Source organism: Mycobacterium sp. DHQP2018-32-09, assembly GCF_058148405.1.
Window position 1 is genome coordinate 1 of record NZ_JBYVYK010000020.1, and the last position, 26045, is coordinate 26045.

Consider the following 26045-nt stretch of genomic DNA (forward strand, 5'->3'; position numbering starts at 1 on the left):
GGCCGCCGCGCCCGGCTGGCGTCGCACGCCCATGCACCAGCGCGCCGCCTGCCTGATCCGCGCCGCGGCCGAGGTCGACGCGCACGCCGAGGAGTGGGCGCGCGAACTCGCCCGCGAGGAGGGCAAGCCCATCGTCGAGGCGCGCGGCGAGGTGGGCCGGGCCGCCCAGGTCCTGCGCTACAACGCGCGGCACGCCGATGCCGCGACCGGCGAGATCTTCGCATCCCCCCGCCCGGGGGAGAAGATCCTGGTGGAGCGGACGCCGGTGGGCGTCGTCGCCGTCATCACGCCGTTCAACTTCCCCATCGCCATCCCGGCGTGGAAGATCGCCCCCGCCTTGGTCTATGGCAACGCCGTGGTGTGGAAGCCGCCGACCAGCGTGCCGCTGCTGGCGCTGCGACTGGCCCAGGCGCTGCAGGCCGCCGGGCTGCCCCAGGGCGTGCTGTCGCTCGTCCACGGCGACGGCGACGTCGGCCGCTGGCTCACCGAGCACGACTCCGTCGACGCGGTGACCTTCACCGGTTCCACGCCGGTGGGCCGCGCGCTGGCGGGTTCGTGCGCGACCCGCGGCGTGCCGGTGCAGGCCGAGATGGGCGGCAAGAACGCCGCGGTGGTGCTGCCGGACGCCGACCTGGACCGCGCCGTCGCCGAGGTGGTGGCCGGCGCGTTCCGCTCGGCAGGGCAGAAGTGCACGGCCACGTCCCGCGCCGTCGTGCACGGCGCCGTTTCCGAGCGGTTCCTGTCCCAACTGGGCGACGCTGCGGCCGCGCTGCGCGTCGGCGACCCGGAGGACGCCGAGAACTACGTGGGTCCCGTCGTCTCGGACGCCGCCCGCCGCCGGCTGGACGCCGCGGTCGCGCGCGCCGTCGACGGCGGCGCCATCGTGCGGGGACGGGCCACGCTGGACGGCTCGCTCGCGGGGCACTACGTGGCGCCGACGGTGCTGAGCGTCGACTCGCCCGCTGGAGAACTGTGGGACGAGGAACTGTTCGGCCCGGTGCTCGCCGTGACGGTGGTCGACGATGCGGAGGCCGCGATGCGGGCGGCGTCGGCAGGCCCGTATGCGTTGTCGGTGGCGGTGTTCACCGCCGACCTCGGTGCGGCCATGACGGCCATGGAGGAGTTGGGCACCGGCATGGTGCACGTCAACTCCGAGACCGCGGGCGCGGATCCGCACGTGCCCTTCGGCGGCAACGGATCCAGCGGTTACGGCCCGCGCGAACAGGGCACCGCGGCGCGGGACTTCTTCACCACCACGAGGACCGTCTACCTGAAGCCCTGACGTCGACAGGGCGGCCCGCTGAACGCCCAAGGCCCGCAGCCACCTCCCCCTCGGGTGGCTGCGGGCCTGGAGCGGTTCCGTCAGTCGGACGTGGACTTCGTGCCGGTGCCCGACTTCTCCGACGCACCGGACTTCTCCGACGCACCGGACTTGTCCGACGTGCCGGACTTCGTTGCACCCGAACCGGTCTCGCTCGCCGTGCCGGTGCCGGTGCCCGTGCCAGTCGAGGACGTCGCGCCACTGCCGGTCGAGCCGGAGTTCGTCGACCCGGTGGCGCCTCCCGGCTCCACCTTGTTGCCACCCTTGACGTCGGCGCCCTTGGTGCCGGCGGTCTTGTCCGTGGTGGGCTTGGCGGTCGGCTTGGCCGGTGCCGTGGCCGTCGCCTCCTTGGTGGCGCCGGTACCGGCGGTGATGGTGCCGGTGGTGCCGGTGGTGCCCGTGCCGTCCGCGGGAGTGGTCGAGTCGGACTGCTCGGTACCCGTTGCCGGCGTGGTGCTTTCACCGGTGGGCGTGGCGTCCTTGGCGCCGGTTTCGGTGGTCGCCTTCGCCGGCGGCGTGGACTGCTCCGCCGCGCCGGTGGTCAGTGTCACCGTCTTGGCCGCGACGTCGGGAAGTGCGGCCGGGTCGGCGGCGGTGCCGGCGGCGATGGTCGCGGCCGGCGTGATGGCCGTCTTGATGATGTCGAGCAACGACTGGATGGCCCCGAGCGGGCCCGACGTGCGAACGACGATGTTGCCCTGGTCGTCCAAGGTCAAGTCGGTGCTGCTGAGCCAGCCGCCCATGAGGACCTTGCTTCCTGCGGGAAGCAAGGGGACGAACTGCGCGAGGTTGGGACCGTAGCCACCGTTGAGGACGCCGTCCAGAACGGTGGCGGGAGCCGTCAAGATGGCATTGGCCACCGCTGCGATGTCGCCGGAACCTGCTGCGTTGATGACGTTCTGAATGGCGGCGCCGATCGCGCCGGGCGTGCTGATGAGTGGTGAGATGAGGCCACTCACCAGGAGCATGGCCGAGAGTTCGTCCTGCCCGGTGATGCCGTTGATCACGTTTGCGAAGTTCTGCAAGGGTTTGGCGAGGGCGGCGCCCAATGCCGGGATGACGCCCTGCAGCGGCAGTGCCACCCCCAGGGGTGCGGCGAGCAACGTGTTGACGGCGCCCTCGACGTTGCCGGTCACCAGTTGGTTCGCCGCCGTGAGCACCGCGGCGGGGACCTTGCCCAGGGCGTCGACGATGTTGGGACCCGCAGTCTGAAGTGCCTGACCGAGTGCGTCGAGGCTGGCCTGCTGGTTGGCGAGGATCTGCTGCAGGACCTGTCCGGGCAGCGCGTTGGCCGACAGGGTCTGGTAGTTCTTCCAGGCGTCCTGGAACACCTTCTGGTACACCTCGAGCGGGTTGACGGCCGCGGCGAGGCTCACGTCGAACGCCCGGATCGCGGGTAGGGGCGCGTCGGCCAGGTGGACGGCGGGCAGCTGCACGTCGGGCAGCGGCGCGGCGGCAGACGCGGCGAATACGCTTGCGCCCACCAGCGCGGCGCCGAGCGCGGCGCGCGGACGAACGGCAACTTGCATGAGAGACCCCTTGTACTGTGTGGTCGCCGTCACCGGCGGAACTTACTTGCGAGTAATGTCACAAGTAGCGATGACTCAATCACCGTTGCGGCCCCCTGCCCATCGCACGAATTGATGATCTTTGGCAGGTGGCGCAGCCACTTCGCTGGCATCGCGGTGGCGCCCCGGCCTACGTGATCCGACGTGCTCGCGATCCGTGCCTGGCGCGTTGCCAGGGGTGCCACGACCGCGGCCCGTGACGCCCGGTCCGCCGCCGCCGTCGCCGCCGCGCGGCGGCCGACCGTGACATCGACGTCAATATCGTTCGTTCGCGTGAGGCGCGTTGCTCGGCGCCGGATTCGTCGTGCGTCGGCGCCAACGGCAACGTGCATAGCCGGACTAGTCACCGTTGCGGGGCCCTACGGTGCGCCGACGTAAAGGCGGGCCACCGAAACTTACCTTTGGGTAATGTTTTCGGTCATCATGATCAGTCCCCGCTGCCGCGCACGGAATCCCTCGGCGGACCCCGGCGTTATGCCGTGCGTCACGTCCGCCCGGGCGTGCATCGAGGCGTCGGGATCGAGGGCGAGATGACCCGCTGATGGCGCGTGTCACGCTTCGGGGTCGCAGCGACCCGATGGCGCGGGCGCTCGGCGCCGTCGACCGAGCCGCCCGCACCGGACAGGGGGCGTTGCTGACGGTGACGGGCGAGCCCGGAATCGGGAAGTCCGCGGTGCTGGCCGAAATCGTCGAACAGGCCGTCCGGGCGGGTTTCGCGGCGGGTAGCGGGAAGGCCGAGCAGGGCGACCAGATCGCCCCCGGGGCCCCGCTGCTGGTCGCGTTGCGGTCCGGGCCGCACCCCCTGTTGCCGCGCGAGGCGTTCGAAAGCCTTGCGCCGCTGTACGACCGGCCGCTGTGGCTGATCGATCGGATCAGCGCGCTGCTCGAGGAACTCGCGGTACACGGCCCCGTGCTGGTGGCGATCGACGACCTGCAGTGGGTCGATCGGTTGACCCGGTTCGCGCTGCGCGTGCTGCCCGCCCGACTGGCCGGATGGCCCGTGGTGTGGGCGGTGGCCAGCCGGTGGGCGCCCGCCGAGCCGTTGAACGACGTGGTCGCCGGTGCCGACGCGGCCACCACGGTGACACCCGTGCCGTTGGGGCCGTTGACGAGCGCCGACATCGACGACATGGCGGCCGACCGGCTGGGCAGGCCGCCGTCGGATGCGGTGCGCCGAGTGCTCGCCGGCGTGGGCGGCAATCCCTTCTGGGCGGTCCAGGTGCTCGAGGGACTCACCCGACGGCACCAGCGCGGCCAGGGTCTCGGCTCGGACCTGGCGGCGGGCGTGCGGGCGCGGCTCGACCAGGTGGAGCCCGAGGCCGTCGCCCTCATCGAACTGGCGGCGATCTGGGGTAAGCCGCTGCCCGCCGAGGACGCCGCGCACCTGCTCGCCGACGTCACCGGCGGCCACCTCGGTCCTGCGGTGCGCGCCGCCGTCGACGAAGGCCTCCTCGGGGACGCCGACGGCGAGTTGTTCTTTCCCCACGATCTGGTCCGCGAGGCGGTCTACACCGACATCCCTCCGGCGCGCCGCCGTTCGCTGCATCGCCGGTGCGCCCGCTACGTCGTCGCGGGCGGAGGCTCGGCGCTCGCGGCGGCCACGCACTTCCTCGCCAGCGCCGTCCGCAACGACGAAGAGGCCGTGGTGGCGCTGGAACAGGCGGCGGGCGAGTGCATGGTCTCGATGCCGGACCAGGCGGCAGAGTTCGCTCAACGGGCCTTCGCGCTCTGCGACGAAGGCGATCCGCTGTGGGTGGTGGCCGGGTTGCGCAGCGCGCAGACGCTGGTCGACACCCAGCGGGAGGGCGAGGCGCTCGCGATCGCCGACCGCCTGCTCGCCGTCGCCACCGATCCCGTCGAGCGCGCCCGGATCGAACTCCAGGCGTGCCGCGCGCTGTGGTGCCTGGGCGACTGCGATCGGATGGAGCGGCGCGCGGCGGCCGCGCAGGCGATCGAGGACGTCGACGACGTCCTGCGAGCCCGGTTGGCCGCCATTCGGGCGCTCGCCGCCACCCGCACCGCGGCGGCGCCGCACGCCGAGAGCATGGCCGTCACCGCGCGCGCCGACGGGCAGCGCGTGGCCGACGAGTACGCCCAGCGGCTCGCGCTCGTCGCGCTCATCGAGACCGCGCGCAACGAGGGCAGGCACCGCCTGGCGCTGGACCGGTTCACCGATCTGCGTCGGCTCTCCGACACCGCCTACGAGGCCGAGGAGATCCGCACGCTGCAGCACCTGGACCTCTACGACGACGCCGAGGCGATGCTGGCCAAGGTGCGCGAGGCGCACGGTGGCGGCGGCGCCCTGCCCTCGGTGCTGTACGCCCAGATGTGGCAAGACCACAACCTGGGCAGGTTCGACGCCGCCGAGACCGGTGCCACCACGCTGTTGCGGCTTGCCGACGAGACCGGGAACACCGGGTTCGCCTTCAACGCCAGGTTGGTGCTGGCGATCGTCGCGAGCCACCGCGGCGAGCCGGCCAGGGCGATGGCGCATCTGACGTCACTGACCGGGGCGTGCGCGGCGTCGGCGGAGTCGCCGCGCCATCGGTTGGCACTGGCCTGGTTGCACGCCGGAACGGCCGATGCGCGGGGCGCGGCCGAGATGCTGCGGCCCCTGCTCGACGGCGCCGACCGGTTCCGGGATTCGTGGCCGTGGTCGCCGCCCTGGATGCGTGTCCTGGCGCGCGTCGCTCTGGACGCCGGCGATCGCGCCCTGGCGGGGGAGGCGGCGCGCATCGCCGACCTGGCCGCCCGGCGCAACCCCGGGGTGGCATCGCTGGAAGGCACGGCCCGCCACGTCGCGGCCCTGCTCAGCGGTGACCCGGTGGATCTGGACGACGCCGTGCGGGTGTTGCGTTCGTCGCCGCGGCCGATGTTGCTCGCCGATGCGCTACGAGACCTCGGCGAGGTGCTGCTGGGCCACGGCCTGACCGATCGCGCCGTTCCGGCGCTGGTGGAGGCGGCCGGCCTCTACGAGCGCCTCGGCGCCACCAGGGACGTCCACGTCGTGTCGAAGACGTTGCGTAGCAGGGGCATTCGCCATCCTGGCATCGCGACGGCGCAACCCCGGCCGCACAGCGGTTGGGCGGCGTTGACGCCGACCGAGCTGCGGGTCGTCGAACTCATCGGCACCGGACACACCAACCGGTCGGCGGCGACCGAGTTGGGTGTCTCGCCCAACACCGTGAACACGCACCTGCGCGCGGTGTTCCGCAAGCTCGACGTGAAGTCTCGCGTGCAGCTGACCATCGTCTACCGGGAGCGCGACGCGCAAGCCGACGCCACGCCCTGACGCACGCTCGTGAGATCGCTGGGTATTACCTACTGAACCCAGAGTGACCGACGTCACGCTCCCGAGCGGAAGGATCCCCGCGGTGGCGGCCTTACCTCCTGTGGGAGCCGGGCGAGGCGGCCCGAACCAGACTCGAGGAGACGGGCGGACACATGACGACACATGCGGCCACGGCGGACGGCGACCTTCGCGACGCGGGAATGCCGGCGCCGCCCCTGCCCGACGTGGTGGCCGCCGCGAGCGCCCCGGGGCAACGTCTCACCGGCGTCCTGGAGACGTTGGTGCGCGGCTACGCCGACCGGCCGGCGCTGGCCCGCCGCGCCACCGAGGTGGTGACGGATCCGGAGACGGGTCGTCGGCGTCGCCGGCTGCTGGCGGACGTCGAGACCACGACGTACGGCGCACTGTGGCAGGACGTCGCCGCCGTGGCCGCGGCGTGGTCGAACGATCCCCAGCCGCTCCGCGAGGGCGAGTTCGTGGCCACCATCGGATTCTCCAGCGCCGACTACCTCACCGTCGATCTCGTCACCAGCTACCTGGGCCTGGTCAGTGTTCCGCTGCAACACAATTCGCCGGCATCCCGGTTGCAGCCCATCTTGACCGAGGTGGCGCCCGCGGTGTTGGCGGTCGGGGCCGACTACCTCGACCTGGCCATCGCCGCCATGGTGCCCACCGTGCGGCGCGTGGTCGTGTTCGACTACGACGAGCGCGTCGACGACCACCGCGACGCCATGCTCCGGGCCGCCGAGGCCCTCGGTGACTCCGTCGACGTCGAGACCCTGGACCATCTGATCTCCCGCGGGCGCACCATGACCGCCCCACCTCCGTTCACCGGCGCGGATGACGAGCGCCTGGCGATGATCCTGTACACCTCGGGCAGCACGGGCCTGCCGAAGGGCGCGATGTGGACCGAGCGCATGTTGGTGCTGCTGTGGACGTCGTCGTTCTTCGGCGACGGCGACGTTCCCGTGGCCAACGTGAACTTCATGCCGCTGAACCACCTCGGCGGCCGCATCCCGCTGGTGTCGTCCTTCCAGGCGGGTGGCACGAGCTACTTCGTTCCCGAGAGCGACCTTTCGACGCTGTTCGAGGATCTGGCGCTGGTCCGCCCCACCCAGCTCGCCCTGGTGCCCAGGGTCGTCGAGATGCTGTATCAGCGCTACCAGACGCGCGCCGACCGGTTGCACGCCGACGGGCTGTCGCTGCAGGCCGCCGACGCCACCGCCAAGGCCGAACTGCGCGACGGCCTGCTGGGCGGCCGCGTGGTGACGGCGTTCGTCAGCACCGCACCGCTCGCGGCCGAGATGCGGTCGTTCGTCGAATCCCTGCTGAGCGTGCATCTCATCGACGGCTACGGCCTGACCGAGGTCGGCGCCGTCACCCGCGACGGCGTCATCAGTCGTCCGCCCGTGCTCGACTACAAGTTGATCGACATCCCGGAGCTGGGTTACTTCACCACCGATCGGCCGCACCCCCGCGGAGAGTTGCTCGTCAAGACCGCCACCGCCACCCCCGGGTACTTCAAGCGGCCGGAGGTCACCGCCGAGGTGTTCGACGCCGACGGGTACTACCGCACCGGCGACGTCATGGCCGAGATCGCGCCGGACCATCTGGTGTACGTCGACCGGCGCAACAACGTGCTCAAGCTGGCGCAGGGCGAGTTCGTGGCGGTCGCCAACCTGGAGGCGGTGTTCGCGAATGCGCCGCTGGTGCGGCAGATCTTCGTCTACGGCAACAGTGAACGAGCCGCACTGCTCGCGGTGGTGGTCCCCACCCCGGAGGCGCTCGAGCGGTACGCCGGTGACCAATCCGGTCTGCGCGCGGCCCTGCACGACGCGCTGCGCAACACCGCGCGGGCCGCCGAATTGCAGTCCTACGAGGTGCCCGCCGACCTGCTCGTCGAGGACCAGCCCTTCACGGTCGAGAACGGCCTGCTCTCGGGTGCGGGAAAACTGTTGCGGCCCAAGCTCAAGGAGCACTACGGTGCTCGCCTCGAACAGATCTACGTCGACCTCGCCGAGTCCCGCGACGACGAGCTGCGCGCACTGCGGGAGGCCGCACGAGACCAACCCGTCCTGGACACCGTGACGCGGGCCGCGCAGATCCTGCTCGGCCTGCCCGGTGACCCGCCGGGGTCCGGGGAGCGCTTCACCGACCTTGGTGGCGACTCCCTCTCGGCGCTGACGTTCTCCAACCTGCTCGGCGAGATCCTCCACGTCGACGTCCCGGTGGGCGTGATCATCGCGCCCGCGACCTCCTTCGCCGCGCTGGCGGACTTCGTGCAGACCGAGCGCGGCTCCGCGGGGCGCCGCCCCAGCGCCGCCGGCGTCCACGGCGCGCCGATCACCACCATCACCGCTGCGCAGCTGCGACTGGAGGCGTTCCTCGACGAGGCCACGCTCGCGGCGGCGCCGACGCTACCCGCCCCGACCGGCACGGTCCGCACCGTGTTACTCACCGGGGCCAACGGGTACCTGGGTCGCTTCCTGGCGCTGGAGTGGCTGAATCGCCTGTCGCGCAGCGATGGTCGGCTGATCGCGCTGGTACGTGGCGCCGATTCCGACGCGGCGTACCGCAGGCTGGAGCAGGCCTTCGACACCGGAGACGCCCAACTGCTGCAGCGGTTCCGCGACCTGGCGGCCCGCCACCTCGAGGTGATCCCCGGAGACGTGGCCGAACCGCGGTTGGGACTCGACGGCCCGACGTGGGAACGCCTCGTGCACGAGGTGGACGTGGTGGTCCACCCTGCCGCGCTGGTGAATCACGTGCTGCCCTACGACCAGCTGTTCGGCCCGAACGTGGTGGGCACGGCCGAGGTGATCCGGCTCGCCATCAGCGGCCGCATCAAACCGGTGACGTACCTGTCGACCGTCGCCGTGACGATGGGCGTACCCAACTTCGTGGAGGACGGCGACATCCGCACCGTGAGCGGCCGCCGCCCCGTCGACGCCGGGTACGCCAACGGATACGCCAACAGCAAGTGGGCCGGCGAGGTCCTGCTGCGCGAGGCGCACGACCTGTGCGGCCTGCCGGTGTCGGTGTTCCGCTCCGACATGATCCTGGCGCACAGCACCTACGCGGGTCAGCTCAACGTGCCAGATGCGTTCACGCGCCTGCTGATCGGCGTGATCGCGACCGGGTTGGCGCCCGCCACCTTCTACCGCGGCGACGGGTCGGGGGCACGGCCGCGGGCGCACTACGACGGCCTGCCCGCCGATTTCGTGGCCGAGGCCATCACCACCCTCGGCGCCGCGGGCGGCACCGGATTCACGTCCTATGACGTGATGAACCCGCACGACGACGGCGTCTCGCTCGACGTCATCGTCGACTGGCTGGTCGCCGCGGGCATCCCCATCACGCGGATCGACGACCACCAGGAATGGGTGACGCGGTTCGAGGCGGCCCTGCGGGCTCTGCCCGACGGGCTGCGGCAGCGGTCGATCCTGCCGTTGCTCGACGCCTACCGCGCCCCGGAGCAGCCCGTGCGCGGCGCCATCGCGCCGACCGAGGTGTTCCGCGGGGCCGTACGAGCGGCGAAGATCGGTGTCCAGCACGACATTCCGCATCTCGACGAGTCGCTGATCCGCAAGTACGTCGCCGACCTGAGGGCGTTGCAGCTGGTGTGACGGCCGCCGGAGCCCGCCTCAGGCGGCCCGCTCCAGGTCGAGCAGCTCCCTCTTGACGGCCGCACCCCCGACGTACCCGCCGAGGGTGCCGTCGCTGCGCAGCACACGGTGACAGGGCACCACCACGGGCAGGGGATTGGTGGCACACGCGGTGCCAACCGCCCGAACCGCCTTGGGATTCCCGACGGCGGCGGCGACCTCGGCGTAGGTGGCCGTGTGGCCGTAGCCGATGTCGGGCAGCGATCGCTGCACCCGCGCGCGGAAGCCGCCCGACAACGCATGGTCGAGGGGCACGTCGAACGTGCGGCGCGTGCCTGCGAAGTACTCGTCGAGTTGGCGCGCCGGCTCGTCCAGCCGCGCGGGGGCCGCCAGGATGCGGCTGCTCACCCGGGCGGCGAGCGCGTCGAGCACGGTGTCGAACCCCTCGCGCTCGAACGCGACCCGCACCAGTCCGCTCGGAGTCGAGGCCAGCAGCAGCCGTCCGACGGGCGTGTCGACGGTGCGGTACGCGACGTCGAGCAGTCCGCCGTCGGCCGCTGCCGCGGCGACCTTGCCGGCCAGGCCGGCGAGCTGGTCGCGGGTGATCGGGAACGCCTCGGCGAGTTCGGTGTTCACGGGGTGCCTCCTTCGGTGGCGAGGGTGATGCGCAGGGTCTTCATCCCGTCGGCGGCGGCGCGGCGCACGGCCTCCGGGGTGCTGCCGAGCAGTTCGGCGGTCTCGGTGTGCGGCAGCCCGCCGAAGTAGTGGTAGGCGATGGCCAGACGTTGCCGCTCGGGGAGGCGGGCCACGGCGGCCCATACGTCGTCCGACGGGGTCGGCGGTGGTGCCCGGTCGGGCAGGGTGGCGGTGGGTACGGCGTGGCGGGCCCGGGCCCGGGCCGCGTCGATGGTCTTGCGTTGGGCCACCCGCACCAGCCAGGCCTCGACGTTGGTGTCGTCGGCCAGGTCGGGCCAGTGTCGCAGCGCCGCCAGGAACGTCTCGGCGGCGGCGTCCTCGGCGTCCGCACCGGGCCCGAGGGCGGCCGTGCACACGCGCAGCACGGTCGCACCGTGCCTGCGCATCGCCCGTTCGAACGGAATCTTCGCTGTCATCACCCCGTAGACGCGCGGTCCACGCCGAACGTGAGGTGGACGTGCCGAGGATAGGCGCAGCGGCACGCGCGCGGTGGGGGTGGGCGGTGACCTTGCTAACGAATGGGTCGCGGTTCGGCGTCGGCGCTCGCATCTGCGGCGGCGGCGTGGTGTCGTGGACGGTGATGTCTTCGACTCGAGCGTTCGGACTTGGCCTCGCGACGGCGGCGGGCGCGGTGCTGCTGGCGATCGGCGTCCCCGCCGCGGTCGCCGAACCACCGGCCACCGACGACCAGGGATACGTCGACTCGACGGCGCGGTGTGCCCTGCCCGCCACGGCGGTGACCTTCGGTGCCACCAAGACCTCGCGCATCGCGATCTGTCGGGACACCGACGGTGACTACCAGTACCGCGGGGTGCGCATCCGTGACGGCGCCCGGCTGATCTTGCCTGCCACGCGCAACGCCGACGGGGCGTACCTCGCCGAGAACGGCCCCATCCACTACCTGATCACCTCCGAATCGCTCGTCGTGAGCGAGAACGAGAAGGTGGTGCGCGAGGAGGCGTGGGTCGACTTCCGCGGCCCCGGCGCAGCCAGTTCGGCGGGGACGACCACGTCGGGGAGCAAGCCCACCACCTCGACGTCGACCACCCCGCTGCCCCCGCCGCTACCCGCCGAGGTCGGCGGCACCCGCTGACCCGGGCCCGCGGCTTCCGCGGCGACGAGACACGTTTTGGCCGTCCTCAGGCGGGCACCGTCGAAGCATGCTGACACGACGACCACGCAGATTCGCCGGCTTCCGCACCCACCCGGTGATCGGGTTCGCGCTGCGATTCGTCGCCGGCGTGCATGCCGGCCACGGCGTCGCCCACGGGGTGGTCAGCCCCGCTCAGCGCGGGGACGCGTCCGCATCGGCGGGCGGGTCCGAATCGTGGCGCAGATCGTCGAACCTCACGCTGACGCGCTGAGAACCCTTGACCCGCTCCGCCTTTGCCTTCTTGATGTAGGTCCGCCGGTCGGCGGTAGTGAGTTCCACGTCGTCGACGAACGGGGTCATCAGGGCCCGCGGGTGCAGCTTGTCGACCCGCACCACGTTGATCTCCGCGCAGATCACCAGGCACACCGACGCCAGGAAGAGGAAGGCCAGCAGGCCCAACACCAACGCGAAGACGCTGTTGACCGCGCTGGCATTGCGCATCACGCGGCCGACGTAGCCGGCGCCGAAGGACTGCAGCAGCTGCCACACGACGGCCGCGGCCAGGGCCCCTGGTAGCACCTGGCGGTAGCCGAGTTGCCGGTTCGTGGTGACGCGGAAGGCCACCAGGCAGATACCCGCGTTGATGATCACCGCGGCGGCCGTGACCCCGGTGGTCCCCAGCCAGCCCAGCGATCCGCTGACGCGACCGATGGCGGTCAGCGCGGTGGCCGTGACGGCCGCCGTGCCGAGCACCACCAGCAGCAGCAGACTGCGCAACCGGGACCGGAACGGGTCCGGACGGTTGCGGCGGGGGACCGCCCACACCGTGTCCATGGCGTTCTGCACGGCCTGGCCCACGCCGAGGCCGCCGTACAGCGCGCCCACGATGCCGATGACGACGGCCATCGGCCCGCCGCTGAGCCCCTCCGGCTGCGCCAGTTGGTCACCGATCACCGGGAACTGCGCCAGCGTCGACTGCATGACGCTGCTCTGCACGTCGGGATGACCGGCGAGCACCACCCCGAGCACCGTGGTGAGCAGCAGCAGCATGGGGAACAGCGACACGAAGGCGTAGTAGGTGATCAGCGCGGCGAGATAACCGCCCTGGTCGTCGACGTACTTGTAGACGACCGCGATCGTGAACCCGAGTGGCCGGTGGGTGCGTTGCAGTTCGTCGAGTCGAGCCAGCACCTACGTCACCCCACTCTCCGCTACCGCCCCGTGGGGAGACCGACCGAATCCGAGCCGGAGTACCCCGGCCGGCCGTTCGGCAATCCCGCGACCGAGGTGGCACCGAGGTGGCTCGGTGGACGGCTTAGTGGGCGGCCTTCTTGCCGAAGGGCAGCACGTGCACCACCGCGGCGACCAGGCCACCGACGACGACGCCGATCACCGCCGAGACACCGGTGTTGGCGAGCCAGGCCAGGACCCCGCCGACGCCGGGCACGGCGTGCTCGATGGCCTCTTCCCAGTGGTGCACCACCCCGTACGGCCAGTGCCAGCCGAGCGTGTCACTACCGACGAGCAGGATGTGGCCGCCGACCCACAGCATGGCGACGGTGCCGACCGCCGACAGCGTCGCCAACACCTTGGGCATGGCCGCGACCAACCTGCGGCCGAACCGCTGCGCGAACGCCGACGACCGCTGCGCGAGGCTCAGCCCCACGTCGTCCATCTTGACGATGAGGGCCACCACCCCGTAGACGGCGACGGTGATCACGAACGCGACGACGACGAGGATGATCAGTCGTGGCCAGAAGGACTGGTCGCTGACCTCGTTGAGCGCGATCACCATGATCTCGGCGGACAGGATGAAGTCGGTGCGGATGGCGCTGGAGGTCATCTGCTTCTCGGTGTCCGAGCCGTTCTGGCCGCCCGTGCCGGTGGGCGCGGCGTGCGCGTCGTGACCGCGGACGTACCCCCAGGCCTTCTCGGCACCTTCGAAGCACAGGTAGGTGCCGCCGAGCATGAGGATGGGCGTCAGCAGCCACGGCGCGAACTGGCTCAGCAACAGCGCCGCGGGCAGGATGAAGAGCACCTTGTTGCGTAGCGACCCGAGCGCGATGCGCCGGATCATCGGCAGTTCCCGGTCGGCGGTGATGCCGTGCACGTACTGCGGGGTCACGGCGGTGTCGTCGATGACGACGCCCGCGGCCTTGGCGGTGGCGCGCCCGGCGGCGGCGCCGACGTCGTCGATGGAGGCGGCGGCCAGCCGCGCGAGCGCAGCCACGTCGTCGAGAAGCCCGAACAGACCCGCACTCATGGGCCGAAGGCTACTCCCACAGCCGACTGTCAGCCCGCGTGGAGCCCGATCAGCGACTCGATCCAGCCGCGCGCGAAGTAGACCACGAAACCGGCGGTGACGACCCACAGCAGCGGGCTGACGTCACGCGCCCTGCCGATCGCCGCGCGGGTCACCACCCAGGCGACGAACCCGATGCCGATGCCGTTGGCGATCGAGTAGGTGAACGGCATGGCGGCCACCGTCAGCACCACCGGCATCGCGACCGAGAAGTCCGAGACGTCGATGTGCCGCAGCTGCGACACCATCATCACGCCGACGATGACGAGCGCGGCGGCGGCCACCTCGGTCGGCACGATCGACGCCAGCGGCGAGATGAACATCGCGGCGAGGAACAGCACGCCGGTGACGATGTTGGCGAGCCCGGTGCGCGCGCCCTCCTCGATGCCGGCGCCGGATTCGATGAACACGGTGTTCGACGACGACGACGTGGCGCCGCCGACGGCCGCACCCGCGCCCTCCACGATCAGTGCGGCGCGCAGCCGCGGGAAGTTGCCCGCCGCGTCGGAGAGCCGCGCCTCGCGCGAGAGCCCGGTCATGGTGCCCATGGCGTCGAAGAAGTTGGCGAACACCAGCGTGAACACCAGCATGACGGCGGCGAGCACGCCGATCCTGCTGAAGCTCGACAGGCTGAACTCGCCGATCAGCGACAGGTCGGGCAGCGCGAACGGTGAGCCCGACAGCGTCGGTACCGACAGGCTCCAGCCGCCGGGGTGATCGACGGCGGAGCCCAGGTGCCAGATGGCTTCCACGGCTACGGCGACGAGCGTGCCGACGACCAGGCCGATGAGGATGCCGCCGCGGATCTTGCGGACCACCAGCACCCCGGTGAGCAGCAGCGTGAAGACGAAGATCAGGGCGGGCACGGTCCCGATGGAGCCGGTACCGCCGGCCCCCAGTCCGACGGGTGGCGACGGCCGTCCCGTCGAGCCGACGAAGCCGGCGTCGACGAGGCCGATGAACAGGATGAACAGGCCGATGCCCGCGGTGATCGCGAGCTTGAGTTCCATCGGGACGGCGTCGAACACCATGCGGCGCAGGCCGGTGGCCGCGAGCAGCACGATGATGAGGCCGTTGATGACGACGAGCCCCATGGCCTCCGGCCAGGTCACCGTCCCGACGACCGTGGTGGCGAGGAACGAGTTGATGCCGAGCCCCGCCGCGAAGGCGAACGGCAGCCGCGCGATGACGCCGAACAGGATGGTCATGACGCCGGCGGCCAGCGACGTCGTCGCCGACACCTGGGCGAAGTCGAGCGAGTTGCCCTCGACGTCCTGGGACCCGGACAGGATGATCGGGTTCAGCACGATGATGTAGGCCATCGCGATGAAGGTGACGACGCCGCCGCGGATCTCGTTGGGGACGGTGGAGTGCCGCGCGCTGATCTCGAAGAAGCGGTCGAGACGGTTCATGGGGGCAACCCTAGGGTCGGCGGTCCGAGTTTTCGCGGTGGCATGCTGGTGACGTGGGTATTTTGTTCCGGTTGGCCGAGCTGTTGCTGCTGCTCGTGCCGCTGGCCGGCGCGTTGTACGCGGGGTGGCGGACGTTCCGCCGCGTCAACCCGGGGCGCCAGGAACCGGTCGCGTCGGCGCCACCGGAGCCGGTGCGTGCGGTCGATCCGGGCCGCGACGACGCCGTCCGGTGGCGCACCATCACCCGCACCGTCGACGAGCATGCCCGCACCGACACCCGCTGGCTCGACTACGAACTCGACGCCGCCAAGCTGCTCGACTTTCCGGTGATGACCGACGTCACCGATCCGCACGTGATGCGGTTCCACAAGGCCAAGCTGCGCGCCGACCTGTTGCGGCCGGCCCGCGCGGAGGACCTGTTGGACGACCGGGAGGCCGCCGCCGACTACCTGAGCGCCGTCCAGGACTACGTGACGGCGTTCGACGCCGCGGAGGCCGAGGCCATGCGGACGCGGCGCAGCGCGTTCTCCGGGGAGGCGCAGCAGCGCATCGCGCGGGCGCAGAGCCTGCTGCGCGTCGCCGACGATCCGTCGGCGACGCCGGGTGAGCGGGCGCGCTCGCTGCAGCTCGCCGACCGCGAGCTGGAGGGGCTGATCGTGTTGCCACGGGCCACCCGCGCCGGCATCGAGCGGGGCATCGCCGGCGAGCTGGACGGGTAGTCAGGCGAACGCGGCGCGAAAGGCCGCGAGCGCCTGCTCGCTGGGGGCGCGGTTCCATGCCTCCATGCCGACGGTGCCGTCGAAGCCGATGTCGCGCAACGCGTCGGCGATGGCGGGGTAGTGGATCTCGCCGGTACCGGGTTCGCAGCGGCCGGGCACGTCGGCGACCTGGATCTCGCCGATCGCCGGACCGCAGCGGCGCACCAGTTCGACGAGGTTCCCCTCGCCGATCTGGGCGTGGTAGAGGTCGAGCATCAGCTTCACGTGGGGGTGCCCGACGCCCTCGACGAGCGCCAGGGTGTCCTTGGCGCGGGCCAGCGGCACTCCGGGATGGTCGACGATCGTGTTGAGGTTCTCCACGCAGAACGTGACGCCCGCAGCAGCTCCCAGTTCGCCGAGGCGTTCCAGCGTCCGCAGCGCGGTGACCCACATCTGGCCGCTGGCCCGCTGTCGGGGGCGGGCGGCGTGGCCGTCGACCAGCTCGGCGGTGTGCAGGTTGAGCCGCGTGATCCCGAGGGTCTGCGCGGCCTCGATGCTGAGCGCGGCCGTGCGCACCACCTCGTCGGCGGTGTCGGGGTCGACGAGGTCGCCGTGCAGGTAGCCCGTCATCGAGGTGAAGGTGGCGCCGGTGGCCGCCAGCGCGTCGAGATCCTTGTCGTGCCAACTCCAGATCTCGGCGGCGAACCCGAGATCGTCGATGCGCCGGACTCTTTCGACGATGGGCAGGTCGCGAAACACCATCTCCGCGCATACCGCCAACTGGAAGCTCATGTGGGTCCTCGTTCGGCTTGGACGTCGTGCACACCTGGAAACGTCGTGCCCACATTGGTAGCAGTAGCCGATCCCGTGCAAGACGACGGCGCCGCCGAGGTTTTGACGCCGAGCGCAGCGGCTACGTTCGGCTGGTGAGCAAGCACATCGTCATCGCGGGCGGACACGGCAAGATCGCCCTGCTGCTGGAGCGCATCCTCTCGGCTCGAGGCGACTCCGTCTCCGGAATCATCCGCAAGCCCGAACAGATCAACGATCTCGAACTCGCGGGGGCCAAGGCCATCGTGCTCGACCTGGAGAACACGACGGTCGACACACTGGCCGAGCACCTGCGCGGCGCGGACGCGGTGGTGTTCGCCGCTGGCGCGGGGCCGGGCAGCGGGGCGGAGCGCAAGGATACCGTGGACCGCGGGGCGGCGGTCGTGCTGGCCGACGCGGCGGAGGCTGCCGGCGTGCGACGCTACGTCATGGTCTCGGCGATGGGCGCCGACGACCGGAGCCGCGACGCCGACCTGGATCCCGTGTTCGCCGCCTATCTGCGCGCCAAGGCGGCCGCCGATGCCGACGTGCGGGAGCGTGCCGGGCTGCAGACGACGATCGTGCGGCCGGGCGGGTTGACCGACGACCCGGGGACGGGCCGTGTCACCGCGGCCACCGAGACCGGTCGCGGGGAGATTCCGCGGGCCGACGTCGCCGCAGTCCTGGCGGCCGTGCTGGACGACGACCGGACCGCCGGGCGGACGTTCGAGCTGATCGGTGGCGAGACCCCCATCGACGCCGCGCTGGCGGCGCTGGGCTGATCCCGGCCCGAGACGCCGAAAGGGCGCCCACCGGTTCGGTGGGCGCCCTTTCGGCCGAGATCGGTCAGTGCTGCACGGCGGCGTGGGTGCGGTGGCGGCGGCGCAGGAGGAACGCGAGCCAGCGAACGTCAATCGTCATGTCTTTCAACCCCTTCGCTAGGCGGACTTGGTGAGGATGGGCAGCAGACGCCGGCGCTCGTCGGCGACGTCCGAGAAGTGGTGCAGCGCTTCGGGAACCGTGCGCGAGATGGGCAGCAGCGGATCACCGGTGTGTACGCGCAGCACGTGGGCGACGGCCTCGCCGGCCACCAGCGACCACTCCACGCCGGCATCGGCGCACGCCTGGTCGATGGCGTCGAGCAGAGTCACGCCGGCTGCGGTGAACTCGTCGACGTCGGTGAGGTCGAGGACGAACGACTTCTCCGGGATCACGCAGTGCCGCGCCTGGTCGCCCAGGCATTCGGCATTGGTGCCGTTGACCGAGCCGGTGATCGACATGACCGACGCGAGCTGACGGCACAGCACGTGCACCTCGGCGCCCTTGCAGTCGATGGCCGGATTGCCGTAGCGGAACGGGGATTTCGAAGCGGGAATGCGAGCGGTCACGCCCATGGCCTGTCTCCCTTCGGATACCTCGTCAAAGCTGCCCGTACGGCGGTGAACGGTGTCGTGTCTTCGACGTTGAATACGAAGTTATTGAGCGAACTTAAGGTACTGGGGAGTCAGCACTAAACAGTTGCTAAGAGTTGCGCCCAGCTCGTCAGCAAATGCCGCTAGCGGCGCCCCTGCTTGCCGGAGTAGTTCTGCCACGGCGAGTAATCGGCGATCAACTCCTCTTGCGGAGGCCGCTGCGGCTGCGGTACGTGCTGCAGGTTGATCCGGATGCGGTACCAGAGCGAACTGGGCCCCCGCATGCCGTCGACCAGGACGTCGACGGGCGCCAGGCACGCCGCGGCCTCGGGATGCCGGCCCTTCCACGTCTCCAGCGCGGCGAGCGCCTCGTCCTTGGTCTTGGTGCGCGCGACCTCGATGAGGGGCATGGTCGACACCCGCCGCCCCGATCCGTCTCCCGCCGACGCGTCGGGGGAGCGGCGCGCCCCCTTGGGCGCCTTCTCGGCGGGTCCCAGTTCCTCGGCGCGCTGCAGCAGCGCGTCGAGGCTGCCGGGGAAGTCGTCCATGCCCTCCCACGGATCGCCGATGTCGGCATAGCGGCCGGGCACCGTGGCGATGGTGAACTCCTCGGGCCTGCAGCCCGGTACCTCGTCCCACCGCAGCGGCGTGGACACCCGGGCATCGGGACGCGACCGCACGGAGTACGCCGACGCGACCGTGCGGTCCTTGGCGTTCTGGTTGAAGTCCACGAAGACGCCTTCGCGCTCCTCCTTCCACCATCGGCTGGTGGCCAGTTCGGGGGCGCGCAACTCCACCTCTCGGGCCACCGTCTCGGCGGCCAACCGAACCTGCCGGTAGGGCCAGCGCGGGTGGATGCGGGCGTACACGTGGAACCCGCGCGACCCCGACGTCTTGGGCCAGGCGGTCAGTCCGAAGTCGGCCAGCACGTCGCGCACCACCAAGGCCACGTCGATGATCTGCGGCCACTCGACCCCGGGCATGGGGTCCAGGTCGACGCGCAGCTCGTTGGGATGCTCCAGGTCCTCGGCGAGCACCGGATGCGGGTTGAGGTCCACGCAGCCGAGGTTGACCGCCCACACCAGGCCCGCGACCTCGCGGATCACGGCCTCCTTGGCCGACGTGCCCGACGCGTACTTCAGCTCGGCGACCTCGATCCAGTCGGGCCGCTTCTCCGGTGCCCGCTTCTGGAACACCGCCTCGGCCCCGATGCCCTTGACGAACCGCTTGAGCACCATGGGCCTGCCCGCCACGCCGCGCAGCGCGCCGTCGGCGACGGCGAGGTAGTAGTCGATGAGGTCGAGCTTGGTGATCCCCAAGTCTGGGAAGACCACCTTGTCCGGATGCGTGACCTTGAGCGTGCGTCCACCCACGTCGAGCGTCGTCGCCGCCGTCATGTCGCCATGGTAGACGTGACGACCGACCGTTTCCCGGTGCCGCTCGACACGCGTCACATAGGCTGGTCCACATGGTGAACATCACTGACCTGCTGCCCGCGAAGGTGCGGGATACCGCCGAGCAGTATTTCGAGCGCGGCGCGGCCGAACTGCACTACGCCCGCAAGATGTTCCAAGCCGGCGCCTTCAAGGTGGAGCCGCCGCAGAACGTGGCCGGAATGCTGACCGACATCGTCAAGTGGGGCGAGTTCGGCATGATCCCGGCGCTGAACGCACGGCGCACGCCGCACCGCAACGCCGTCATCGACGACGACGGCTCGATGACGTTCGCCGAACTCGACAAGGCCGCCAACGCCGTCGCCAACGGCCTCATCGAGCGGGGCGTCACCGCGGGCGACGGTGTGGCACTGCTCATTCGCAACCACCGGTGGTTCCTGGTCGCGTTCTACGCGGCCGCCCGCACCGGTGCCCGCATCATCCTGCTCAACAGCGAGTTCTCCGGGCCGCAGATCAAGGAGGTGTCCGAACGCGAGGGCGCCAAGCTGATCATCCACGACGACGAGTACACGGCCGCGTGCTCGGCGGCCGAACCCGCGCTGGGCAAGCTGCGCGCGCTGCCCACCAACCCGGACAAGCCCGACGAGCCGTCCGAGAGCGATGCCGAGACGCTGGCGGACCTCGCGGCACGCAGCAAGAGCGACCCGCCGCCCAAGTCTGCCAAGCACGCCAAGATCATCATTCTGACCAGCGGCACCACGGGCACCCCCAAGGGCGCCAACCGCAGCACCCCGCCGTCGCTGGCGCCCATCGGCGGCGTCCTGTCGCACGTGCCGTTCCGCGCAGGCGAGGTGACCTCACTGCCCGCGCCGATGTTCCACGCCCTGGGCCTGCTGCACGCGACCATCGCCATGATGCTCGGCTGCACCCTGGTGCTGCGCCGCCGCTTCAAGCCTGCCGACGTGCTGGCCGACATCGAAAAGCACCGTGTCACAGCGCTCGTCGTCGTCCCGGTGATGTTGTCGCGCATCCTCGACGAACTCGAGAAGACCGATCCCAAGCCCAACCTGTCGAGCCTGCGGATCGTGTTCGTCTCCGGCTCGCAGCTCGGCGGCGAGTTGGCCACCCGCGCGATGAAGGACCTGGGTCCCGTCGTCTACAACCTGTACGGCTCCACCGAGATCGCGTTCGCCACCATCGCGCGCCCCAAGGACCTCCAGATCAACCCGTCGACGGTCGGCCCGGTGGTCAAGGGCGTCAAGGTCAAGCTGTACGACGACGACGGCCGCGAGGTGCCGCAGGGTCAGGTGGGGCGCATCTTCGTCGGCAACACGTTCCCGTTCGAGGGCTACACCGGCGGCGGCCACAAGCAGATCATCGACGGGCTGATGTCCTCCGGCGACGTCGGCTACTTCGACGAGAACGGCTTGCTCTACGTCAGCGGCCGCGACGACGAGATGATCGTCTGCGGCGGGGAGAACGTGTTCCCGGCCGAGGTCGAGGACCTGATCAGCGGTCATCCGGAGGTGGTGGAGGCCACCGCGCTCGGCGTCGAGGACAAGGAGTGGGGCCATCGGTTGCGGGCGTTCGTCGTCAAGGCCGAGGGTGCCAGCGTCGACGAGGACGCCATCAAGGCCTACGTCAAGGACAACCTGGCCCGTTATAAGGTGCCGCGCGAGGTGATCTTCATCGACCAGTTGCCGCGCAACCCCACGGGCAAGATCCTCAAGCGCGAACTCGCCAAGCACGAGATCGACGGCCAGACCGCCGAGGTCAAGGGCGAGAAGATCGAGCCCGACGACACCACCGAGGAGCAGTCCGGGGACCAGGCCGGGGAGCAGTCAGGGGAGCAGGCCGGGGAGCGGTCCGGGGTCCGCGAAGGCGCCGACGGGGAGTAGTCGCGGAATAGTTCGGCGCTCGCGGTGGTAGTACTGCCCCGTGAACATCGACCTGACTGGTAAGACCGCCCTCGTCACCGGCTCCACGCAAGGCATCGGCTACGCCATCGCCGAGGCACTGGCGACCAGCGGCGCCAAGATCGTGGTGAACGGGCGCTCCGCCGAGCGCGTCGACGACGCGACCGCCAGGCTGCGCAACGACACCGGCGCCGACGTCGTCGGCGTGCCCGTGGACGTCGCCTCGGAGTCGGGTGTGGACGCCCTGGTGGGTCAGGTGCCGCACGTCGACGTGCTGGTGAACAATCTCGGCATCTTCGGGGCCGTGCCGGCGCGGGAGATCACCGACGAGCAGTGGCGGCAGTACTTCGAGGTGAACGTGCTGGCGGCGGTGCGCCTGATCCGGGCGTACCTGCCCGGGATGGTGGAGCGTGGCTGGGGCCGCGCGATCCAGATCGCCAGCGACTCGGCCATCGTCATCCCGCAGGAGATGATCCACTACGGGGTGTCGAAGACCGCGCTGCTGGCGGTGTCGCGGGGTTTCGCCAAGGACGCGGCGGGCACGGGCGTCACGGTCAATTCCGTGATCGCCGGACCCACGCACACCGCGGGCGTGGAGGACTTCGTCTACGAGTTGGTGGACAAGGACCTGCCGTGGGACGAGGCGCAGCGCGAGTTCATGCGCCTGCACCGACCGCAGTCGCTGCTGCAGCGCCTCATCGAACCGGCCGAGATCGCGAACATGGTGGCCTATCTGGCCTCGCCCCTGGCGTCGGCGACCACCGGTGGCGCACTGCGCGTCGACGGCGGGTACGTCGACTCGATCCTGCCGTAACGACGAAAAGTGGAGTCTCCGTCGCGCTCAGCGCGACGGAGACTCCACGATTCGCTCAGTACTGGATGGCCTCGACCAGTGGGCCGGGCTCGTCCATCAGCGCCCAGAAGCGGTCGCGGATCTTCACGGTGAGGGGTCCGGGCGCACCGGTGCCGATCGGCTCGCCGTCGAGGGAGTTGATGGGCGTGACGCCGCCCGCGGTGGTGACGGCCATCAACTCGTCGGCCTCGTACAGCTCGTGGCTGGTGACGTCGCGCAACGTCGCCTCGATGCCCATCTGGTCGGCGATCTCGAACACCGTCTTACGGGTGATGCCGGGCAACGCATTCCGCGACGGTGAAGCCAGCTTGCCGTCCTTGACGATGCACACGTTGAAGCCGGGGCCCTCGGCCACACAGCCGTCGGAGTCGAGCAGGATCGCGGTGCGAGCACCGCGATCCTTGGCCTCGAAGCTGGCCGCGGTCAGGTCGCCCCACTGGTAGTTCTTGATGGTCGGGTCGACGGTGTTGCGCCCTGCCCGGCGCACGTGGCGCGGAACGATCGCGGTGGTCCCGAAGATCTGCTCGGCGGGCGGGAACGCCCACAGGTACGGGATGGCGTAGACGTAGACCTGGTGGTTGAGCTTGGTGAGGTCCTTCTCGCCCTTGCGCTTTCCGTAGCCGCGCGTCACCGTGAGGTTCACGAACGACTCGCGCAGTTGCGAGAGCGAGACGCACTTCTTGGTGATCTCGGCGAGTTCGTCCTTGGAGTACTCGACCTCGAGCCGCAGCTTGCGGGCGCCGTCGAGCAGTCGGTCCAGGTGGTCGTCCAGCCGGAAGATGTTGCCGTGCCACACGTGCGCCACGGTGTAGGTCAGGTCGGAATGCCCGAACCCGGTGTCGAAGATCGAGATTCGGGCGTCCTCGGCGGGGATGAACTCGCCCTCGATCCACGCCGCGCCACCGGCGAAGGGGCTGCTCTCGTCGAGTTCGTAGTCGCTGTACTGGATCACCGAGCCCGCCGGGGTGTCTTCCCGGATGGCGCCGGGTTCGACGGCGACGAGGTTGGAGGTTCCGGCATCGGTCACTGCGGTCATGAGCGTCTTTCTTTCCTTGTCTGCGTTGGGTTTTGACGTGTGGTTCTAGATGTCGTGGGTCTTGGCGTAGTCGGCGCCGGCGTCGCCGCGGGAGAGCCGGTTCTTCAGGCCGGTGCCCCACCACAGCGCCGCCAGGACGACGATGCCCAGGAAGACCCACTTGTTGCTGGTGAACTGCGGCAGGAAGAGCAGGGCCACGGCCACGCCGAGGAACACCACGAGCGCGGTGACGTACACCGGCAGCCGCCACCGGCCCAGGTCGAAGGTGCCGGGTTCGGCGGCGGGGATGGTGCCCCGGCGGTAGCCGACGAGCAGGCCGATGGTCTGCAGGATGTAGACGAAGAAGAACAGCAGCGAGGCGATGCCGATGATGTAGTTGAACGCCTTCTCGTTGACCAGTGCCGACAGCAGCAGCACCGTGGACAGGCAGCCCAGGCCGAGCACCGCGTACGTCGGTGCCTTGCTCTTCGGCGAGACGTGGCGCCACACGTGGGAGAACGGCAGCATGTTGTCGCGGGCCATCGAGTAGGTGAGCCGCGTGGCCACCAGGATGTTGGCCAGCAGGCACGCCAGGATGTTGGTCAGCGCGATGGCCACCACCACCTTGGTCACCATGGGACCGGCCTGCTGGGTGATGATCTCCTCGATGGGCGCGGCCGAATTGGCTTCCACGGCAGCGGGATCCTTGATGGCCAGCACGTACACGACGTACATCAGGAACTCGATGACGATGGACGTGATCAGCGCGTAGAACATCGTCTTGGGCACGACGCGCCTGGCGTTCTTGGTCTCCTCGGCGACGTCGGCGCCGGACTCGACGCCGATGAGGCCGAAGAACGGGCCCAGCGCCGCGGCCAGCCACGCCAGCACGTAGGAGTCCTTGTCGCCGGACGCCCCGCCGGTGAACAGCGTCGAGATGGGCTGGTGGTTCTCCGGCGTGCTGAAGGCGATGACGGCGATGAGCGCGGTCGCGCCCACGGTGATGACGAGTTCGAAGCTGACGCCGATGTTGTTGACCATGGTGGCGAAGCGCACGCCGTAGATGTTGATCAGCACGCAGACGAACACCACGGCGATGGCGAGCAGGATCTGCGTCGTCTGGGTCATGCTCCAACCCAGCAGGCCGCCCAGGTACCCGGAGAGGATGAAGCCGACGCCGGTCATGCCGCACACCCAGCCCATCAGCGCGATGAACCCGGTGAACCACGCGAGGTTGGGTCCGTTGATGCGGCTGATCCACTGATACGAGTAGCCGGCCAGTGGCAACTTGGCGGTGAGGTCGGCGGCGATGAAGGTCCACAGTGCGAACACCGCACCGGCGAGCAGCAGCGTCCACACGAACGGGGCGCCCGCGGTGAAGTAGCCGGCGCCGAAGCCGGTGAAGACGGCGGTGGTGGCGCTGATCGTCGCGAAGCCGATGGCGAACGAGGCCAGCGTGCCGACCGACCGGTCGAGACGCTGGGTGTAGCCGAGTTCGGCGAGCTTGGCGTCTTCGGCGTTCATGGCGCCGGTGCCGGTGCCGGTGGTGTGCGGTGGATCTGAATGAGCGGGTGACGTGAGGGCATCGGTCATGATCACTCCAGGTCAATGGGAGGGGATGGGTGCCTGAAGACAGGAAAACGCCGCGCGGCGTTCACCGGAAGTTCCATGTTTTGATCTATTGATAACCGAAATTTATCGGCCGGGGTCATCGGGGGCGACGTCACCGAAGTTCCACTCGGACTGCACGTGGTTGACGAGCGCCTCCGCCTGCGGCGACAGCGTCGCGGGATGCCACGCCAGCGCCGTATGGCTGGGTGGGCGATCGGTTATCGGTACGTACACGATGCCCGGGCGGTCGTAGAACCGGGCCACCGACGACGACGTGAAGCTGATGCCGAGACCGCGCGCGATCGCCGTCGTCTCGCCCTCGTAGGTGGCGGCGACGGCGGCGATCGTCGGCGGCTTGGTGCCGCGCACGTCCATCGCCAGCCAGTAGTCACGCCACACGCCCGCGGTCAACGGCGCGCACACGATCGGATCGTCGAGCAGTTCTCCGATGGACACCTCGGTGCGTTCGGCCAGCCGGTGGTCACGCGGCAGACACGCCACCCACGACTCGGAATCCAGCACCAGCATCCGGTGCTCGGGCAGCTCGACGGGCGGGCGGATGATCGCCACCTCGGTGGTGCCGTCGGCCAATCCGGCCGTGGGATCGGCGAAGTCGAACTCGATGGGTTCCACGGTGACGTCGGGATAGGCGGCCTCGAAGTGCCGCACCATGCGGAACAGCAGGTCGGCTCCGGTGCCGATGAGATACCCGACACGCAGCACGCCGTGGCGGGTGCCGGAGAGCATGACGAGGTTGTCGACCACCGCGTCGACGCCGGAGAGCGCCTGCTGCACCTGTGGCAGCCATGCGGCGCCCAGGTCGGTGAGCGCCACCGCGCGGGTGTTGCGGGTGAACAGCACCACGCCGAACGCATGCTCGAGCTGCTTGATGGCGGTCGACAACGCGGGCTGGGTGATGAAGAGCCGTTCGGCGGCCCTGCGGTAGTTGAGTTCCTCGCCGAGCACGGCGAAGTAGCGCAGCTGGCGCAGCGTGACGTCGGCGCTCATGCGCCGAAACTACGGTTGCCGACGCGACACGCCGAGGAG

Annotated in this window: 20 protein-coding genes; 8 read left to right on the top strand and 12 right to left on the bottom strand. The window is 70.2% G+C overall.

The window, feature by feature from the left end:
• On the top strand, positions 1–1282 hold a 1282-nt coding region (locus AC30CM_RS11815; RefSeq protein ID WP_490117062.1), incomplete at its 5' end, for an aldehyde dehydrogenase family protein.
• Between the two features lie 80 nt (positions 1283–1362).
• Here AC30CM_RS11815 and AC30CM_RS11820 read toward each other — a convergent pair.
• The gene (locus AC30CM_RS11820; RefSeq protein WP_490117063.1) at positions 1363–2850 is read right to left on the bottom strand and encodes a hypothetical protein; all 1488 of its coding nucleotides are present in this window, start codon (positions 2848–2850) and stop codon (positions 1363–1365) included.
• A gap of 580 nt (positions 2851–3430) precedes the next feature.
• Between AC30CM_RS11820 and AC30CM_RS11825 the strand changes: the two genes are divergently transcribed.
• Both AC30CM_RS11825 and car read left to right on the top strand, forming a co-directional pair.
• Positions 3431–6181: a helix-turn-helix transcriptional regulator gene (locus AC30CM_RS11825; protein WP_490117064.1), complete on the top strand. Its 2751-nt coding sequence runs from the start codon at positions 3431–3433 to the stop codon at positions 6179–6181.
• A gap of 152 nt (positions 6182–6333) precedes the next feature.
• Positions 6334–9807, top strand: a complete 3474-nt coding sequence (gene car / locus AC30CM_RS11830) for a carboxylic acid reductase (RefSeq protein ID WP_490117065.1) — start codon at positions 6334–6336, stop codon at positions 9805–9807.
• Between the two features lie 18 nt (positions 9808–9825).
• Here car and AC30CM_RS11835 read toward each other — a convergent pair whose 3' ends face one another.
• A complete protein-coding gene (locus tag AC30CM_RS11835; RefSeq protein ID WP_490117139.1) occupies positions 9826–10368 on the bottom strand; it encodes a methylated-DNA--[protein]-cysteine S-methyltransferase in 543 nt (180 codons plus the stop codon).
• Positions 10369–10418: 50 nt separating this feature from the next.
• Positions 10419–10898: an RNA polymerase sigma factor gene (locus AC30CM_RS11840; RefSeq protein WP_490117066.1), complete on the bottom strand. Its 480-nt coding sequence runs from the start codon at positions 10896–10898 to the stop codon at positions 10419–10421.
• Positions 10899–11062: 164 nt separating this feature from the next.
• Between AC30CM_RS11840 and AC30CM_RS11845 the strand changes: the two genes are divergently transcribed.
• Entirely contained in the window at positions 11063–11575 is a 513-nt protein-coding gene (locus tag AC30CM_RS11845; protein ID WP_490117067.1) for a hypothetical protein, read from the top strand.
• Positions 11576–11767: 192 nt separating this feature from the next.
• Here AC30CM_RS11845 and AC30CM_RS11850 read toward each other — a convergent pair whose 3' ends face one another.
• The 3 genes from AC30CM_RS11850 to AC30CM_RS11860 all read right to left on the bottom strand — a co-directional run bounded on the left by AC30CM_RS11850 (position 11768) and on the right by AC30CM_RS11860 (position 15289).
• Positions 11768–12766, bottom strand: a complete 999-nt coding sequence (locus tag AC30CM_RS11850) for a YihY/virulence factor BrkB family protein (protein ID WP_490117068.1) — start codon at positions 12764–12766, stop codon at positions 11768–11770.
• A gap of 124 nt (positions 12767–12890) precedes the next feature.
• Positions 12891–13838 (bottom strand): DUF808 domain-containing protein, encoded by a 948-nt coding sequence (locus AC30CM_RS11855; RefSeq protein ID WP_490117069.1) that lies wholly within the window; start codon positions 13836–13838, stop codon positions 12891–12893.
• A 29-nt stretch (positions 13839–13867) separates the two neighbouring features.
• Entirely contained in the window at positions 13868–15289 is a 1422-nt protein-coding gene (locus AC30CM_RS11860) for an NCS2 family permease (protein ID WP_490117070.1), read from the bottom strand.
• A 53-nt stretch (positions 15290–15342) separates the two neighbouring features.
• On the opposite strand from AC30CM_RS11860, the gene AC30CM_RS11865 reads away from it, so the two are divergent.
• Positions 15343–16008: a hypothetical protein gene (locus tag AC30CM_RS11865; protein ID WP_490117071.1), complete on the top strand. Its 666-nt coding sequence runs from the start codon at positions 15343–15345 to the stop codon at positions 16006–16008.
• Here AC30CM_RS11865 and AC30CM_RS11870 read toward each other — a convergent pair whose 3' ends face one another.
• Positions 16009–16779: a TIM barrel protein gene (locus AC30CM_RS11870; RefSeq protein WP_490117072.1), complete on the bottom strand. Its 771-nt coding sequence runs from the start codon at positions 16777–16779 to the stop codon at positions 16009–16011.
• Positions 16780–16913: 134 nt separating this feature from the next.
• Between AC30CM_RS11870 and AC30CM_RS11875 the strand changes: the two genes are divergently transcribed.
• The gene (locus tag AC30CM_RS11875) at positions 16914–17579 is read left to right on the top strand and encodes an NAD(P)H-binding protein (protein WP_490117073.1); all 666 of its coding nucleotides are present in this window, start codon (positions 16914–16916) and stop codon (positions 17577–17579) included.
• Positions 17580–17735: 156 nt separating this feature from the next.
• Here AC30CM_RS11875 and AC30CM_RS11880 read toward each other — a convergent pair whose 3' ends face one another.
• A complete protein-coding gene (locus tag AC30CM_RS11880) occupies positions 17736–18191 on the bottom strand; it encodes an STAS domain-containing protein (RefSeq protein WP_490117074.1) in 456 nt (151 codons plus the stop codon).
• Between the two features lie 161 nt (positions 18192–18352).
• Positions 18353–19606 (bottom strand): non-homologous end-joining DNA ligase, encoded by a 1254-nt coding sequence (gene ligD, locus AC30CM_RS11885; RefSeq protein ID WP_490117075.1) that lies wholly within the window; start codon positions 19604–19606, stop codon positions 18353–18355.
• 71 nt (positions 19607–19677) lie between these two features.
• Here ligD and fadD2 point away from each other — a divergent pair, with 71 nt between their 5' ends.
• Together fadD2 and AC30CM_RS11895 are read left to right on the top strand one after the other, a co-directional pair.
• Positions 19678–21501: a long-chain-fatty-acid--CoA ligase FadD2 gene (gene fadD2 / locus AC30CM_RS11890; protein WP_490117076.1), complete on the top strand. Its 1824-nt coding sequence runs from the start codon at positions 19678–19680 to the stop codon at positions 21499–21501.
• A 40-nt stretch (positions 21502–21541) separates the two neighbouring features.
• On the top strand, positions 21542–22333 hold the full coding sequence (locus AC30CM_RS11895; RefSeq protein ID WP_490117077.1) for an SDR family NAD(P)-dependent oxidoreductase: 792 nt from the start codon (positions 21542–21544) through the stop codon (positions 22331–22333).
• Between the two features lie 55 nt (positions 22334–22388).
• Here the strand turns inward: AC30CM_RS11895 and AC30CM_RS11900 are convergent, their stop codons facing one another.
• The 3 genes from AC30CM_RS11900 to AC30CM_RS11910 all read right to left on the bottom strand — a co-directional run bounded on the left by AC30CM_RS11900 (position 22389) and on the right by AC30CM_RS11910 (position 26006).
• Positions 22389–23408, bottom strand: a complete 1020-nt coding sequence (locus AC30CM_RS11900) for an aminotransferase class IV (protein WP_490117078.1) — start codon at positions 23406–23408, stop codon at positions 22389–22391.
• A 45-nt stretch (positions 23409–23453) separates the two neighbouring features.
• Entirely contained in the window at positions 23454–24980 is a 1527-nt protein-coding gene (locus AC30CM_RS11905; RefSeq protein ID WP_490117079.1) for an APC family permease, read from the bottom strand.
• Between the two features lie 102 nt (positions 24981–25082).
• Entirely contained in the window at positions 25083–26006 is a 924-nt protein-coding gene (locus tag AC30CM_RS11910) for a LysR family transcriptional regulator (RefSeq protein WP_490117080.1), read from the bottom strand.
• Positions 26007–26045: the final 39 nt, after the last annotated feature.